Source organism: Nocardiopsis sp. iso_186 (assembly GCF_056173365.1).
On sequence record NZ_CM149670.1, the window covers coordinates 574,069 to 587,828 of the forward strand.

General features: G+C 64.6%; 25 protein-coding genes. All 25 read left to right on the top strand.

The annotated features are described in order from the left end of the window. Window positions 1–164 precede the first annotated feature (164 nt). The 25 genes from rpsJ (at window position 165) to AC0VYP_RS02755 (ending at window position 13,520) form a co-directional block, all read left to right on the top strand. On the top strand, window positions 165–473 hold the full coding sequence (gene rpsJ, locus AC0VYP_RS02635) for a 30S ribosomal protein S10 (RefSeq protein WP_475472293.1): 309 nt from the start codon (window positions 165–167) through the stop codon (window positions 471–473). Between the two features lie 14 nt (window positions 474–487). Next, window positions 488–1,135, top strand: coding sequence for a 50S ribosomal protein L3 (gene rplC / locus AC0VYP_RS02640; RefSeq protein WP_475472295.1), 648 nt, complete (start codon window positions 488–490; stop codon window positions 1,133–1,135). Between the two features lie 3 nt (window positions 1,136–1,138). Then, a complete protein-coding gene (gene rplD / locus AC0VYP_RS02645; protein WP_475472297.1) occupies window positions 1,139–1,810 on the top strand; it encodes a 50S ribosomal protein L4 in 672 nt (223 codons plus the stop codon). Beyond that, window positions 1,807–2,097: a 50S ribosomal protein L23 gene (gene rplW / locus AC0VYP_RS02650; protein ID WP_285760770.1), complete on the top strand. Its 291-nt coding sequence runs from the start codon at window positions 1,807–1,809 to the stop codon at window positions 2,095–2,097. Before rplD ends, rplW begins: the two co-directional genes overlap by 4 nt. Before the next feature lie 55 nt (window positions 2,098–2,152). Beyond that, window positions 2,153–2,986 (top strand): 50S ribosomal protein L2, encoded by an 834-nt coding sequence (gene rplB, locus AC0VYP_RS02655; RefSeq protein ID WP_285760771.1) that lies wholly within the window; start codon window positions 2,153–2,155, stop codon window positions 2,984–2,986. Window positions 2,987–2,998: 12 nt separating this feature from the next. Continuing rightward, on the top strand, window positions 2,999–3,277 hold the full coding sequence (gene rpsS, locus AC0VYP_RS02660) for a 30S ribosomal protein S19 (protein ID WP_285760772.1): 279 nt from the start codon (window positions 2,999–3,001) through the stop codon (window positions 3,275–3,277). A gap of 78 nt (window positions 3,278–3,355) precedes the next feature. Beyond that, window positions 3,356–3,706: a 50S ribosomal protein L22 gene (rplV, locus tag AC0VYP_RS02665; protein WP_285760773.1), complete on the top strand. Its 351-nt coding sequence runs from the start codon at window positions 3,356–3,358 to the stop codon at window positions 3,704–3,706. Beyond that, window positions 3,706–4,512 (top strand): 30S ribosomal protein S3, encoded by an 807-nt coding sequence (gene rpsC / locus AC0VYP_RS02670; protein ID WP_475472300.1) that lies wholly within the window; start codon window positions 3,706–3,708, stop codon window positions 4,510–4,512. Before rplV ends, rpsC begins: the two co-directional genes overlap by 1 nt. A gap of 3 nt (window positions 4,513–4,515) precedes the next feature. After that, window positions 4,516–4,932 carry a 50S ribosomal protein L16 gene (gene rplP / locus AC0VYP_RS02675; protein ID WP_285760775.1) on the top strand — a complete coding sequence of 139 codons (417 nt, stop codon included), beginning with the start codon at window positions 4,516–4,518 and terminating at the stop codon, window positions 4,930–4,932. Next, a complete protein-coding gene (gene rpmC / locus AC0VYP_RS02680; RefSeq protein WP_285760776.1) occupies window positions 4,932–5,189 on the top strand; it encodes a 50S ribosomal protein L29 in 258 nt (85 codons plus the stop codon). The genes rplP and rpmC overlap by 1 nt, the downstream gene beginning before the upstream one ends. Beyond that, window positions 5,186–5,467: a 30S ribosomal protein S17 gene (gene rpsQ / locus AC0VYP_RS02685; RefSeq protein ID WP_285760778.1), complete on the top strand. Its 282-nt coding sequence runs from the start codon at window positions 5,186–5,188 to the stop codon at window positions 5,465–5,467. Before rpmC ends, rpsQ begins: the two co-directional genes overlap by 4 nt. Before the next feature lie 124 nt (window positions 5,468–5,591). Continuing rightward, window positions 5,592–5,960 (top strand): 50S ribosomal protein L14, encoded by a 369-nt coding sequence (gene rplN / locus AC0VYP_RS02690; protein WP_285760779.1) that lies wholly within the window; start codon window positions 5,592–5,594, stop codon window positions 5,958–5,960. A gap of 3 nt (window positions 5,961–5,963) precedes the next feature. After that, window positions 5,964–6,269 carry a 50S ribosomal protein L24 gene (rplX, locus tag AC0VYP_RS02695; RefSeq protein WP_285760780.1) on the top strand — a complete coding sequence of 102 codons (306 nt, stop codon included), beginning with the start codon at window positions 5,964–5,966 and terminating at the stop codon, window positions 6,267–6,269. After that, window positions 6,269–6,844 carry a 50S ribosomal protein L5 gene (rplE, locus tag AC0VYP_RS02700; protein ID WP_475472303.1) on the top strand — a complete coding sequence of 192 codons (576 nt, stop codon included), beginning with the start codon at window positions 6,269–6,271 and terminating at the stop codon, window positions 6,842–6,844. Before rplX ends, rplE begins: the two co-directional genes overlap by 1 nt. A gap of 11 nt (window positions 6,845–6,855) precedes the next feature. Further along, window positions 6,856–7,041: a type Z 30S ribosomal protein S14 gene (locus AC0VYP_RS02705; RefSeq protein ID WP_067964592.1), complete on the top strand. Its 186-nt coding sequence runs from the start codon at window positions 6,856–6,858 to the stop codon at window positions 7,039–7,041. A gap of 256 nt (window positions 7,042–7,297) precedes the next feature. After that, entirely contained in the window at window positions 7,298–7,696 is a 399-nt protein-coding gene (gene rpsH, locus AC0VYP_RS02710; protein ID WP_285760785.1) for a 30S ribosomal protein S8, read from the top strand. Window positions 7,697–7,712: 16 nt separating this feature from the next. Next, window positions 7,713–8,249 (top strand): 50S ribosomal protein L6, encoded by a 537-nt coding sequence (gene rplF, locus AC0VYP_RS02715; RefSeq protein ID WP_475472306.1) that lies wholly within the window; start codon window positions 7,713–7,715, stop codon window positions 8,247–8,249. Between the two features lie 2 nt (window positions 8,250–8,251). Continuing rightward, on the top strand, window positions 8,252–8,641 hold the full coding sequence (rplR, locus tag AC0VYP_RS02720) for a 50S ribosomal protein L18 (RefSeq protein ID WP_285760787.1): 390 nt from the start codon (window positions 8,252–8,254) through the stop codon (window positions 8,639–8,641). A 49-nt stretch (window positions 8,642–8,690) separates the two neighbouring features. Then, window positions 8,691–9,296, top strand: coding sequence for a 30S ribosomal protein S5 (gene rpsE / locus AC0VYP_RS02725; RefSeq protein ID WP_285760788.1), 606 nt, complete (start codon window positions 8,691–8,693; stop codon window positions 9,294–9,296). A gap of 3 nt (window positions 9,297–9,299) precedes the next feature. Then, window positions 9,300–9,482 (top strand): 50S ribosomal protein L30, encoded by a 183-nt coding sequence (gene rpmD / locus AC0VYP_RS02730; RefSeq protein ID WP_285760789.1) that lies wholly within the window; start codon window positions 9,300–9,302, stop codon window positions 9,480–9,482. Then, entirely contained in the window at window positions 9,482–9,949 is a 468-nt protein-coding gene (rplO, locus tag AC0VYP_RS02735) for a 50S ribosomal protein L15 (RefSeq protein ID WP_285760790.1), read from the top strand. The genes rpmD and rplO overlap by 1 nt, the downstream gene beginning before the upstream one ends. Before the next feature lie 304 nt (window positions 9,950–10,253). Beyond that, window positions 10,254–11,579 carry a preprotein translocase subunit SecY gene (gene secY, locus AC0VYP_RS02740; protein WP_285760791.1) on the top strand — a complete coding sequence of 442 codons (1,326 nt, stop codon included), beginning with the start codon at window positions 10,254–10,256 and terminating at the stop codon, window positions 11,577–11,579. Continuing rightward, complete coding sequence (locus tag AC0VYP_RS02745) at window positions 11,580–12,149, top strand: adenylate kinase (RefSeq protein WP_475472309.1); 570 nt, start codon at window positions 11,580–11,582, stop codon at window positions 12,147–12,149. Continuing rightward, window positions 12,149–12,973 (top strand): type I methionyl aminopeptidase, encoded by an 825-nt coding sequence (map, locus tag AC0VYP_RS02750; protein WP_285760855.1) that lies wholly within the window; start codon window positions 12,149–12,151, stop codon window positions 12,971–12,973. The genes AC0VYP_RS02745 and map overlap by 1 nt, the downstream gene beginning before the upstream one ends. Before the next feature lie 94 nt (window positions 12,974–13,067). Then, window positions 13,068–13,520 (top strand): DUF1707 SHOCT-like domain-containing protein, encoded by a 453-nt coding sequence (locus AC0VYP_RS02755; RefSeq protein ID WP_285760793.1) that lies wholly within the window; start codon window positions 13,068–13,070, stop codon window positions 13,518–13,520. Window positions 13,521–13,760: the final 240 nt, after the last annotated feature.

Genomic DNA, 13,760 nt, shown 5'->3' on the forward strand with positions numbered 1-13,760 from the left:
CCGCCCGCACCATGAAGGACGTCATCGGGCTCTGTAGCGGTGATGCCACCTCAGGGGACAGCCCTGTAGCAGTTTCTCAGGTGAATAGAGCCTCAAAAGGCGAAGGGCAAGTCCCAAGGCATCGCGCCTCTACGGACACTGAAGCGAAGGACGAAAAGGCCACCATGGCGGGACAGAAGATCCGCATTCGGCTCAAGGCCTATGACCACGAGGTCATTGACAGCTCGGCGCGTAAGATCGTCGAAACTGTGACGCGTACTGGCGCACAGGTTGCTGGCCCGGTGCCGCTGCCGACGGAGAAGAACGTTTACTGCGTAATCCGATCGCCGCACAAGTACAAAGACTCGCGCGAGCACTTCGAGATGCGTACGCACAAGCGGCTGATCGACATCATCGACCCGACGCCGAAGACCGTCAACTCGCTCATGCGACTCGACCTTCCGGCCGGCGTCAACATCGAGATCAAGCTCTAAGGGACGCTGAAGACATGACCAAGCAGATCAAGGGAGTTCTGGGCGAAAAGCTCGGCATGACCCAGGTCTTCGACGACGCCGGCAAGATGGTGCCGGTGACGGTCCTGAAGGCCACTCCGTCAGTCGTGACTCGCGTGCGCACCCCGGAGACCGACGGCTACTCGGCCGTGCAGCTGGGCTACGGCCAGATCAACCCGCGCAAGGTGAACAAGCCGCTCGGCGACTACCTGCGCAAGCACGAGCTGACCCCCCGCCGCCACTACGTCGAGGTCCGGACCTCCGACGCCAGCGAGTACTCGCTCGGCCAGGAGATCACCGCCGACATCTTCGAGGTCGGCCAGCGGGTCAACGTCACGGGCAAGAGCAAGGGCAAGGGCTTCGCCGGCGTCATGAAGCGTCACGGCTTCAAGGGCCTCAGCGCGTCGCACGGTACCCAGCGCAAGCACCGCTCTCCCGGTTCCATCGGCGGCTGCGCCACGCCCGGCCGCGTGTTCAAGGGCCTGCGGATGGCCGGTCGCATGGGCAACGTGCGCAAGACCATCCAGAACCTCACCGTGTTCTCGGTCAACACCGAGAAGGGCCTCATTCTGGTCAAGGGTGCGGTTCCCGGCCCCAACGGCGGCCTGGTGCTCGTTCGCACCGCCGCGAAGGGGGAGAAGTAAGTCATGGCGACCATCGAGGTCAAGAACCCCGACGGCGGCGCGGCCAAGGGCAGCCTTGAGCTTCCCGAGGCGATCTTCGGTGAACAGGTCAACATCCCGTTGATCCACCAGGTCGTCATCGCGCAGGAGGCTGCTGCCCGTCAGGGCACGCACTCCACCAAGACCCGCGGCGAGGTCCGTGGCGGTGGCAAGAAGCCGTACCGCCAGAAGGGCACCGGTCGCGCCCGGCAGGGCTCCATCCGCGCTCCGCAGTTCACCGGCGGTGGCGTGGTGCACGGCCCCAAGCCGCGCGACTACAGCCAGCGGACGCCCAAGAAGATGAAGGCCGCCGCCCTGCGCAGCGCCCTCTCCGACCGGGCCAACCACGGCCGCGTGCACGTCATCAGCGAGTTCCTCGCCGAGGACGTCATCACCAAGCGCACCAGCACTGCTCTGACCGCGCTGCGCACGATCACCCAGTCCGACAAGGTTCTGGTCGTCCTGGCGCACGCCGACGAGCACAACCGGGTCGCGCTGCGCAACCTGCCCGAGGTGCACATCCTCGACGCCGACCAGCTCAACACGTACGACGTGTTGTACGCGGACGACATCGTGTTCTCCGAGGCCGGTTACGAGGAGTTCCTGGCGCACGCCCAGGGCGCCAAGGCCACGGCGTCTCAGGAGGACGACCAGTGAGGATCCCCGACCCTCGGGACATCATCATCGAACCGGTGATTTCCGAGAAGAGCTACGGCCTGATCGACCAGAACAAGTACACGTTCATGGTCCGGCCCGACGCCAACAAGACCCAGATCAAGATCGCGATCGAGAAGATCTTCGAAGTGAAGGTCACCTCCGTGAACACGATCAACCGTCAGGGCAAGCGCAAGCGCACCAAGTTCGGTTTCGGGAAGCGTCCCGACACCAAGCGCGCGATCGTGAGCCTCAAGGACGGCGACCGGATCGACATCTTCGGAGTCTGATCCACCCGCTGTGCCGTTTCGTCTCAAGTAACACGTAAAGGAATGCGCGAAGAAGATGGGCATTCGTAAGTACAAGCCGACGACCCCGGGTCGCCGCGGATCGAGCGTGAGCGACTTCGTCGAGATCACGCGCTCGACCCCGGAGAAGTCCCTGGTCCGTCCGCTCCACTCCAAGGGTGGGCGTAACGGCCACGGCCGTATCACCGCTCGCCACCAGGGCGGCGGCCACAAGCGCGCCTACCGCGTGATCGACTTCCGTCGTCACGACAAGGACGGCGTGCCGGCCAAGGTCGCGCACATCGAGTACGACCCGAACCGCACCGCGCGGATCGCCCTCCTGCACTACGTGGACGGCGAGAAGCGCTACATCCTGGCGCCCGCCGGCCTCAAGCAGGGCGACAAGATCGAGAACGGCCCCACGGCCGACATCAAGCCGGGCAACTGCCTCCCGCTGCGCAACATCCCCACGGGTACGTTCGTGCACGCGGTCGAGCTGAAGCCGGGCGGCGGCTCCAAGCTGGGCCGGTCGGCCGGATCGCAGATCCAGCTCCTCGCCAAGGAAGGCGCCTACGCCACGCTGCGTATGCCTTCCGGTGAGATGCGCCAGGTCGAGGTCACCTGCCGGGCGACCGTTGGACAGGTCGGCAACGCCGAGCAGTCCAACATCAACTGGGGCAAGGCCGGCCGTATGCGGTGGAAGGGCAAGCGCCCGACCGTCCGCGGTGTGGCCATGAACCCGATCGACCACCCGCACGGTGGTGGTGAGGGTAAGACCTCCGGTGGTCGCCACCCGGTCAGCCCTTGGGGTAAGTCCGAGGGCCGTACCCGCAAGCAGGGCAAGGCCAGCGACCGGCTCATCGTGCGTCGGCGTTCCAAGAAGAAGCGGTAAGGAGCACGTCTGATGCCACGTAGCCTTAAGAAGGGTCCCTTCATCGACCACCACCTGCTCAAAAAGGTGGAGGACCAGAATGCGAAGGACACCAAGAACGTCATCAAGACGTGGTCCCGTCGCTCCATGATCATCCCGGAGATGATCGGGCACACGATCGCCGTCCACGACGGGCGCAAGCACGTTCCCGTGTTCGTGTCGGACTCGATGATCGGCCACAAGCTCGGCGAGTTCGCTCCCACGCGCACTTTCCGTAGCCACGTCAAAGAAGACCGCCGCAGCCGCCGTTAACGGCTGCTGTTCTGGTCGATTCAGAACCAATTCCCCACGGTGCGTGGGGGTGAGAATTCCGTGAGCGAGGGAAAAGCGATGGGAACGAGGGCACAAGCGCGGTTCGTCCGCGTTACGCCCCGGAAGGCCCGCCGAGTGGTGGACCTTATTCGCGGGCTGCCCGCTGGCGAGGCTCAGGCGGTGCTCCGGTTCGCGCCTCAGGCGGCAAGTGAACCGGTGGGCAAGGTGCTCGCGAGCGCCATCGCCAACGCCGAGCACAACGACAAGCTGGAGCGCGAGTCGCTGGTCGTCAGCAGTGCGTGGGTGGACGAAGGACCGACACTGAAGCGTATCCGCCCGCGGGGCTTCGGCCGCGCGTTCCGGGTCACCAAGCGTACGAGCCACATCACCGTGGTCGTCGGACCGCGTGAGAGCGAAAGGACCCGATAGTGGGGCAGAAGATCAACCCGCACGGGTTCCGCCTCGGTATCACCACCGACTTCAAGAGCCGGTGGTTCGCCGACAAGCTGTACAAGGACTACGTCAAGGAAGACGTAGCCATCCGCAAGATGCTGACCAGCGGCATGGAGCGCGCCGGGATCTCCAAGGTCGAGATCGAGCGCACCCGTGAGCGCGTCCGCGTCAACGTCCACACCGCCCGGCCGGGCATCGTCATCGGCCGCCGTGGTGCGGAGGCCGACCGTATCCGGGCCGGCCTCGAGAAGCTGACCAAGAAGCAGGTCCAGCTGAACATTCTCGAGGTCAAGAACCCCGAGATCGACGCCCAGCTGGTTGCGCAGGGCGTTGCGGAGCAGCTGTCCAGCCGAGTCGCGTTCCGCCGGGCCATGCGCAAGGCGATGCAGAGCGCGATGAAGAGCGGGGCCAAGGGCATCCGTATCCAGTGCGGCGGTCGTCTCGGCGGCGCCGAGATGTCGCGCTCGGAGTTCTACCGCGAGGGTCGGGTGCCGCTGCACACGCTGCGCGCCGACATCGACTACGGCTTCTTCGAGGCCCGCACCACCTTCGGCCGCATCGGCGTGAAGGTGTGGATCTACAAGGGTGAGGCTCCCGCTACTCGGGCCGAGCGCGAGGCGGCCCAGGCCGCGCAGCGCGCGCCCGGTGGCGGTGGCGGCGGCGCTGGACAGCGTCGCGAGCGCCCGCAGCGTCGTCGTCGCGGTGGTCAGGCCGAGGGCAAGGCCGGTGCTCCGGCCGAGACCGCGCCTGCCGCTGAGAAGACCGGAAACGAGGGGAGCTGACCCATGCTCATTCCCCGTAGGGTCAAGCACCGCAAGCAGCACCACCCCAGCCTCAAGGGGCACGCAAAGGGTGGTACGAAGGTCAACTTCGGTGAGTACGGAATCCAGGCTCTGGAGTCCGCTTACGTCACCAACCGACAGATCGAGTCCGCGCGTATTGCGATGACTCGTCACATCAAGCGTGGCGGAAAGGTCTGGATCACGATCTTCCCGGACCGCCCGCTGACGAAGAAGCCCGCCGAGACCCGCATGGGTTCCGGTAAGGGTTCCCCGGAGTGGTGGGTCGCTCCGGTCAAGCCCGGACGTGTGATGTTCGAGCTGGCGGGTGTGCCGGAGCCCATCGCGAAGGAAGCTCTTCGCAGGGCGATGCACAAGCTGCCGATGAAGTGCAAGTTCGTGAAGCGAGAGGCGGGGGAGTAATGGCTAAGTCCCTGACCGCCACTGAGCTGCGCGACCAGTCCTCTGAGGACCTGGTCGGCAAGCTCAAAGAGGCGAAGGAAGAGCTGTTCAACCTCCGCTTCCAGGCCGCCACCGGGCAGCTGGACAACCACAGCCGGTTGCGCACCGTCAAGCGTGAGATCGCTCGGATCTACACGGTGATGCGGGAGCACGAGCTGGGCATCGTGTCACTTGCTGCCGGCGAGTCGGCTGAGAAGACGAAGGAAGCAGCCGAATGAGCGACAACGCAGTGACGCGGGACCAGGAGCGTAACTACCGCAAGGTGCGCGAAGGTTACGTGGTCAGCGACAAGATGGAGAAGACCGTCGTCGTGGAGGTGGAGGACCGCGTGAAGCACCCGCTTTACGGCAAGGTCATCCGCCGCACCACGAAGTACAAGGCCCACGACGAGGCGAACTCCGCCGGAATCGGTGACCGGGTCCGCGTGATGGAGACCCGGCCGCTTTCCGCGACTAAGCGCTGGCGCGTCGTGGAGATCCTGGAGAAGGCTAAGTAAGGGTTCGCAGACGCGATCCCTGACCCCCGGCCGGCGGCCGATTCGTGGAGATCGGCCGCCGCAGTGGGGTGGACCACCTAGCAAGCGCGGGTCGTGAACCCGCGCGCATATATCAGGAGCAGACGTGATTCAGCAGGAGTCGCGACTCAAGGTCGCCGACAACACGGGGGCCAAGGAGATCTTGACCATCCGTGTACTCGGTGGCTCGGGTCGGCGCTACGCCGGTATCGGTGACACGATCGTGGCGACCGTTAAGGACGCCATGCCCGGCGCCGGCGTTAAAAAGGGCGATGTCGTCAAGGCCGTTGTCGTGCGCACTACCAAGGAGCGCCGCCGGCCCGACGGCTCCTACATCCGCTTCGATGAGAACGCCGCCGTGCTCATCAAGGACGGTGGGGACCCGCGAGGCACCCGTATCTTCGGCCCGGTGGGCCGCGAGCTGCGGGACAAGAAGTTCATGCGCATCATTTCGCTGGCGCCGGAGGTGCTTTAGGCGATGAAGATCAAGAAGGACGACGAGGTCGTCGTCATCGCCGGCAAGGACAAGGGCGCCACGGGGAAGGTCAAGCGAGCCATCCCCAAGGAGCAGCGTGTCGTCGTCGAGGGCGTCAACCTCATCAAGAAGCACAAGAAGGCAAACCAGGCGGGCGGCCAGCAGGGCGAGGTCGTTACCCTCGAGGCCCCGATCCACGTGAGCAATGTCGCGCTCGTCGAGGACGGCAAGCCCACCCGTGTTGGTTACCGCTTCGAGGAAGACGGAACCAAGGTTCGGATCTCCCGCCGTACTGGTAAGGACATCTGATGACGGTTACGAACGAGGTCGAGGCTCCGGCGCTTCCGCGCCTGAAGGAGAAGTACCGCGCCGAGATCATCTCGGGTCTGCGCGACGAGTTCGACATCAAGAACATCATGCAGGTCCCCGGTCTCACGAAGATCGTGGTCAACATGGGTGTCGGCGAGGCTGCGCGGGACGCGAAGCTGATCCAGGGGGCCATCGCCGATCTTACGGCGATCACCGGCCAGAAGCCCAAGGTCAACCGCGCCAAGAACTCCATCGCGCAGTTCAAGCTGCGCGAGGGCCAGCCGATCGGCGCCAGCGTCACGCTGCGCGGCGACCGGATGTGGGAGTTCCTGGACCGGCTGCTCTCCCTGGCACTTCCCCGTATCCGTGACTTCCGTGGTCTGTCCCCGAAGCAGTTCGACGGTCGTGGCAACTACACCTTCGGTCTCACCGAGCAGGTCATGTTCCACGAGGTCAACCCCGACCGGGTCAACCGTCAGCGCGGTATGGACATCACGGTCGTCACCTCGGCGACCAACGATGACGAGGGGCGCGCCCTGCTCAAGCGGCTCGGTTTCCCCTTCAAGGAAGCGTAGGGGAGATAGAGATGGCTAAAAAGGCGCTCATCGCCAAGGCGAACCGGAAGCAGAAGTTCGAGGTTCGCGCGTATACTCGATGCTCGCGGTGCGGTCGTCCGCGCGCGGTCTTCCGGAAGTTCGGCCTGTGCCGTATCTGCTTCCGCGAGATGGCGCACCGGGGCGAGCTGCCCGGCATCACCAAGTCCAGCTGGTAAAGAGCTCTGCGCGGGCCGGCCTGATCCAGGCCGGCCCCGGGCTCGCCGGCAGGCAGGCGGCCTCCCCCTCGGGTCCGGCCGCCTCGGCAACACATATTCAACCGACAGGGCACTGTGACGGGTGCTGCGCACCGACGTCACCGTGCCCATGACCACGCCGTAGGTCCTAGAGGAACTCCCGCCCCAGGCGGGGGAACGGGCTCAGAGGAAGAGACCCGTCCTTGGGGAAACCACAGCGAGGAAGGGCCAATCGGCCATGACGATGACCGACCCGATCGCAGACATGCTCACGCGTCTGCGTAACGCGAATTCGGCGTATCACGACACCGTGACGATGCCGTATTCCAAGATCAAGGCACACATCGCCGAGATCCTCCAGCAGGAGGGGTACGTCCAGGGCTGGCGTGCCGAAGACGCCGTGGTGGGCCAGAGCCTCGTGGTGGACCTGAAGTACGGTCCCACCCGTGAGCGCTCCATCGCCGGCGTCCGCCGCGTTTCCAAGCCCGGCCTCCGGGTCTACGCGAAGAAGGACAACCTTCCGCGGGTCCTGGGCGGCCTTGGTGTGGCCATCATTTCGACGTCCGGTGGCCTGATGACTGACAAGCAGGCCAAGAAGAACGGCGTGGGCGGCGAAGTCCTCGCCTACGTCTGGTAAAGGGAGAGATTTCAGCATGTCGCGAATCGGTCAACTGCCGGTCTCGGTCCCTAAGGGCGTCGAAGTCACGATTGACGGGCAAGACGTCAAAGTCAAGGGGCCGAAGGGCGAACTGAAGCACACCGTAACCCTGCCGATCACGGTCGAGCAGGAGAACGGCGAGATCACGGTCGCGCGCTCGGATGACAAGCCGGAGACGCGATCGCTGCACGGTCTGACCCGTGCGCTGATCGCCAACCTCATCGAGGGCACCTCGAAGGGGTACAGCAAGACGCTGGAGATCCATGGCGTGGGTTACCGCGTCATGGCCCGCGGATCGAACCTGGAGTTCGCTCTCGGGTTCAGCCACCCGGTCGTGGTGGAGCCCCCGGAGGGCATCACTTTCAAGGTCGAGAAGCCGACCCTGCTGCACATCGAGGGAATCGACAAGCAGCTGGTCGGGCAGGTGGCGGCCAACATTCGGAGCCTGCGCAAGCCTGACCCGTACAAGGCCAAGGGTGTGCGCTACAAGGGTGAGCACATCCGCCGCAAGGCCGGAAAGGCTGGTAAGTAAGCATGGCGAAGAAGAGGTCGTCGCTTACTCGCAAGGGCACTGCCGCACGCTCGGCCTCCCGGTCGCGCCGGCACCTGCGGGTCCGCAAGAAGGTTCAGGGTACGACCGCGCGTCCGCGTCTGGTCGTCACCCGGTCCGCCAAGCACATCGTCGCGCAGATCGTGGACGACACCCAGGGCCTGACCCTGGCGTCCGCCTCCACCATGGATGCCTCCATCCGTGGCGACGAGAGCAAGAAGACCGAGAAGTCGCAGAAGACGGGCGAGCTGCTCGCCCAGCGCGCGAAGACCGCCGGCGTGACGTCGGTCGTCTTCGACCGTGGCGGCTACCGGTACCACGGTCGCATCGCCGCGCTGGCCGACGGCGCGCGCGCGGCCGGGCTGGAGTTCTAGTGATGACTCCTGCCAACCGCATTTTCATCGACGGGAAGAGGAACCACTAATGGCTGCAGCTCCGCGGCGCGGCGCCGGTGGCGAGCGGCGCTCTGGTGGCCGTGACGATCGCCGCGGCGGCTCCGCCGACAAGGGTGTCTCCTACATCGAACGCGTAGTGAAGATCAACCGGGTCGCCAAGGTTGTCAAGGGCGGCCGGCGGTTCAGCTTCACCGCTCTGGTCGTCGTCGGCGACGGCAACGGCATGGTCGGTGTCGGCTACGGCAAGGCCAAGGAAGTTCCCGCGGCCATCGCCAAGGGTGTCGAAGAGGCCAAGAAGAACTTCTTCAAGGTCGCCCGGATCCAGGGCACGATCGTGCACCAGGTCCAGGGCGAAGACGCAGCCGGCGTGGTCATGCTCCGCCCGGCCGCTCCCGGTACCGGTGTTATCGCCGGTGGCCCGGTGCGTGCCGTGCTGGAGTGCGCCGGCATCCACGACATCCTGAGCAAGTCGCTCGGGTCGTCCAACCCGATCAACATCGTGCACGCGACGGTGGCCGCCCTCAAGGGCCTGAACCGTCCCGAGGAGATCGCGGCCCGCCGTGGGCTGCCGATCGAGGACGTCGCTCCGGCCGCCATGCTGCGCGCTCGCGCGGAAGCGAAGGCGGGGGCTTAAGTCATGGCGAAGCTGAAGATCACGCAGGTCCGATCCAAGATCGGCGGCAAGCAGAAGCAGCGTGACACCCTGACCACTCTCGGCCTCGGACGCATCGGCAAGGCCGTGGTCCGCGAGGACATTCCTCAGGTCCGTGGGCAGATCAACGTTGTCGCGCACCTCGTCACTGTCGAGGAGGTCAGCTGATGAGCGAGAAGTACTCTCCGGACGAGCTGCTCAAGATCCACCACCTGCGTCCTGCTCCGGGCTCCAACAAGGCCAAGACCCGCAAGGGCCGTGGCGAGGCGTCCAAGGGCAAGACGGCGGGTCGCGGTACCAAGGGCACGAAGGCTCGCGGTAGTGTCCCCGTCGGTTTCGAGGGTGGCCAGATGCCCCTCATCCGACGGATTCCGAAGCTCAAGGGCTTCTCCAACGCCAAGTTCAAGACCACCTACCAGGTCGTGAACTTGGACAGGATCAGCGAGCTGTACCCCGATGGTGGCGAGGTCACCGTCGAGGGTCTGGTCGCCAAGGGCGCGGTTCGCAAGAACCAGCTCGTGAAGGTCCTGGGAACCGGCGAGATCTCCGTGGCCGTCCAGGTGAGCGTCAACGCGCTCTCCGAGGCTGCCAAGGAGAAGATCGTCGCGGCCGGTGGCACTGCCACCGAGCTGTAAGCGAGATTCCCACGTGGATTCATGGGGCGTCTGCCGGGTAAACCCACTAGATTGGGTGGACCGGCAGGCGCCCCTGTCTTTTCCGGGGCCGCGAATTCTTCGGAGCGCGACTCCTGTGTGACCTGGAGTGATCAATTTTGAGTCCACTCTGGTCCACACCAATCCGCGGATGGCTGCTAATCTGCCATCTGCTTGCCAGACTTCCGGGCTCTACGTTCTCGCGTAGAGCTGACGATTACGACGATCCAGGATCGGCCGCGATGTCTCGATTCGGTCCCGCTGCCGAAGCCTCGCAGGAGGAGACGTGCTAAGTGCGTTCGTCCGTGCATTCCGCACGCCTGACCTGCGTAACAAGCTGCTTTTCACCCTATTCATCCTGACCATCTTCAGGCTCGGCTCGGTTATTCCGGCCCCTGGGGTCAACCCTGCTGTGATCAAGCAGTGTGTTGAGCAGGTCACGGACCCCGCAAGCGGCTCCAGCTCGGTGTACTCGCTGGTCAACCTGTTCAGTGGCGGTGCGCTGCTGCAGCTTGCGATCTTCGCGTTGGGCATCATGCCCTACATCACCGCGAGCATCATCTTGAACCTGCTCACGGTGGTGATCCCGCGGCTGGAGAGCCTGAAGAAGGAGGGCCAGGCCGGGCAGACCAAGATCACGCAGTACACGCGTTATCTGACGGTCGCCCTCGCGGTCCTCCAGGCCACCAGCATGATCGCCATGGCCCGCAGCGGGCAGTTGTTCCAGGGAACGTCCTGTCAGGACTCCAGCCAGTACATGAACCAGGACCTGATCACCCTCATCACGATGGTCTTCGTGATGACGGCTGGTACCTGCGTCATCATGTGGTTCGGCGAGATGATCACCGAGCGTGGCGTCGGCAACGGCATGTCGCTGTTGATCTTCGCGCAGATCGTCGCGGTCTTCCCCTCCTCCATGATGCGAATCTGGCAGGAGCAGAGCGTGTGGGTCTTCGCCATCATCTGTGTGGCGGGCCTCTTCCTCATCACGACGGTGGTCTTCATCGAGCAGGCGCAGCGCCGTATCCCGGTGCAGTACGCCAAGCGGATGGTCGGTCGCCGGATGTACGGGGGAAGCTCCACCTACATCCCGCTCAAGGTCAACCAGGCCGGCGTCATCCCCGTCATCTTCGCTTCGTCGCTGCTCTACCTTCCGCAGCTCGCGGTCGGCCTTATGGGTTCCGACTCCGAGAGTCCGGTGGTGAACTTCCTCACCAAGTACTTCGATCCCACGGGGACCCACCCGGTCTACATGGCAACCTTCTTCGCCATGATCGTGGGCTTCGCGTTCTTCTACGTCGCGATTACCTTCAACCCCACTGAAGTCGCCGACAACATGAAGAAGTACGGTGGGTTCATCCCGAGTATTCGCCCGGGGCGTCCGACTGCCGAGTACCTGGACTACGTCCTCACCCGGTTGACGACCCCTGGTGCGCTGTACCTGGGTCTGATCGCGCTGCTGCCGATGTTGGCTCTGGGAGCGTCCGGAGCCTCTGCGAACTTCCCGTTCGGCGGTACCAGCATCCTGATCATGGTCGGTGTCGGGCTGGACACGGTGAAGCAGATCGAGAGTCACCTCCAGCAGAGAAACTACGAAGGTTTTCTGCGATAGATGCGTGCCGTATTGGTGGGACCTCCCGGTGCCGGTAAAGGTACCCAGGCCCAGATCCTGGCGTCAGAGTTGTCAATTCCGAAGGTGTCCACCGGTGACATCTTCCGTGCCAACGTCAGTGGTGGCACGGAGTTGGGCAAGCAGGCAAGCGCGTTCATGGACCGGGGTGACCTCGTACCTGACGAGGTCACCAACGCCATGGTCAAGGACCGACTGGCAGAAGAGGACGCGCGGGACGGCTTCCTCCTGGACGGCTTCCCGCGCAACGTGGCCCAGGCGCGAACCCTGGACACGATGCTCGGCGAGTTGGACAGCCGGCTCGACGTGGTCCTCGAACTCGTTGTCAACGAAGAAGAGGTGATCCGTCGTCTCGCCGAGCGCGCGGCGATCGACCACCGCAGCGACGACAACGAGGAGACCATTCGTCACCGGTTGGTGGTCTACCGCGAGCAGACCGCTCCGCTGGTCTCCTTCTACGAGGAGCAGGGGCTTCTCGTGAAGGTCAACGCCATCGGTTCGGTCGAGGACGTCACCGAGCGGGCGCTTGCCGCGCTGAAGAGCAAGGCGTGATGTTTCGTAAAGGTCAGTCCAACATCCAGCTGAAGTCTCCGGCTGAGATCGTGAAGATGCGGGCTGCGGGCCAGATCGTGGCCCGCACGCTCGACACCCTGAGGGCGTCGGTTCGGCCCGGTATGACGACCCTCGACCTCGACGAGATCGCCGAGCGCAGCATCCGCGACGCGGGTGCCGTGCCGTCCTTCAAGGGCTACCACGGCTTTCCGGGGTCGATCTGCGCCTCGGTCAACGAGGAGGTCGTGCACGGGATCCCCAGCGCCGAGAGAGTACTCGCCGACGGCGACGTCATCTCCATCGACTGCGGGGCGATTCTCGACGGCTGGCACGGAGACTCCGCCATCACCGTCGCGGTCGGTGCGGTCCCCGATGCCGACCTCGCGGGAATGGCCGTCTGCGAAGAGGCCATGTGGCAGGGCATCGCGATGCTTCGCCCCGGTAACCGACTGGGCGACATCGGACAGGCGATCGGTGGTTACATCGCCTCGCAGGGCCGCTACGGCAACGTCCGTGAATACGGTGGCCACGGCATCGGCACCGAAATGCACATGGAACCGCACGTCCTCAACTACGCGCAGACCAGCCGCGGCATCAAGCTGGTCGAGGGCATGTGCCTGGCGATCGAGCCGATGGTCAACCTCGGCTCCCGCCACGTGGTCCAACTCGACGACGGTTGGACCGTTGTCACCCAGGACGGCAAGCGTTCCTCCCACTTCGAGCACTCGGTCGCCATCACCGCCGAGGGTCCTTTGGTTCTCACCGCCCGGGCGGAGAACCGGGACAAGATCGCCGACATGGGACTGCCCGACCCCGGCTTCTAGTCCGTGGCCGTTTCGGGGCTCGCGGTATTCTTCGCGAGTCCCGAGCGAGCCTTAGACTGGGGGCCACGATGGTGGTCGATGAGGTGGTGTGACGGTGTCCGAGTCAAGTCCCGAACTCAGGGCGTCCGACGGCGACCGCGACCTTGTCGCCAAGCGCCTGCAGGAACACTTCGCACAGGGCCGGCTGGACAGCGACGAATTCAACTCCCGTCTCGGATCGGTCTACCGTGCTCGGACCGCCCAGGAACTCGCGCTGGTCACCGAAGACCTTCCCGAACGCGATCTCGCCGACCTTCCCGGTCTGGTCGCCGGCTCCCCCGCCGGTGCCCGTCAAGGGGGGCTGCTCCGCGATCCCGCCCTGGTCATTCCGTGGCTCACGTGGGCCGGCGTCAACACGCTCTGCTTCTCCATCTGGTTGATGGTCTATCTCGGCGGCGGCACGCACTATCCGTGGTTCCTGTGGGTGGCGATTCCCTGGGGAGTGGTCATGCTGTTCGTGACGGCCGGAGTGGTCGCTCTCAACCGCGGACACGACCCGCAGTCCTGAGCCCCTGTCCGGCGGCGTGTAGGTGGCCGGGGCACTCGGTCCGATCCGTTAAACTGACTGTGCCCACACTCGGGTTGTTGGGTCAGTCTGCCTCCATTCGCGTCTGACGTTCACGTTGGCGTATGCTATTGCAGTTGACCTGAAGTTTCAGTGTTCAATTTCGCAGCCGGATCCGAGATCTCCATCAACGGGGTTCGTCGTGTCCGGTGCTTCCCCCGCGTGCGGGGGTGATTTCAGAAG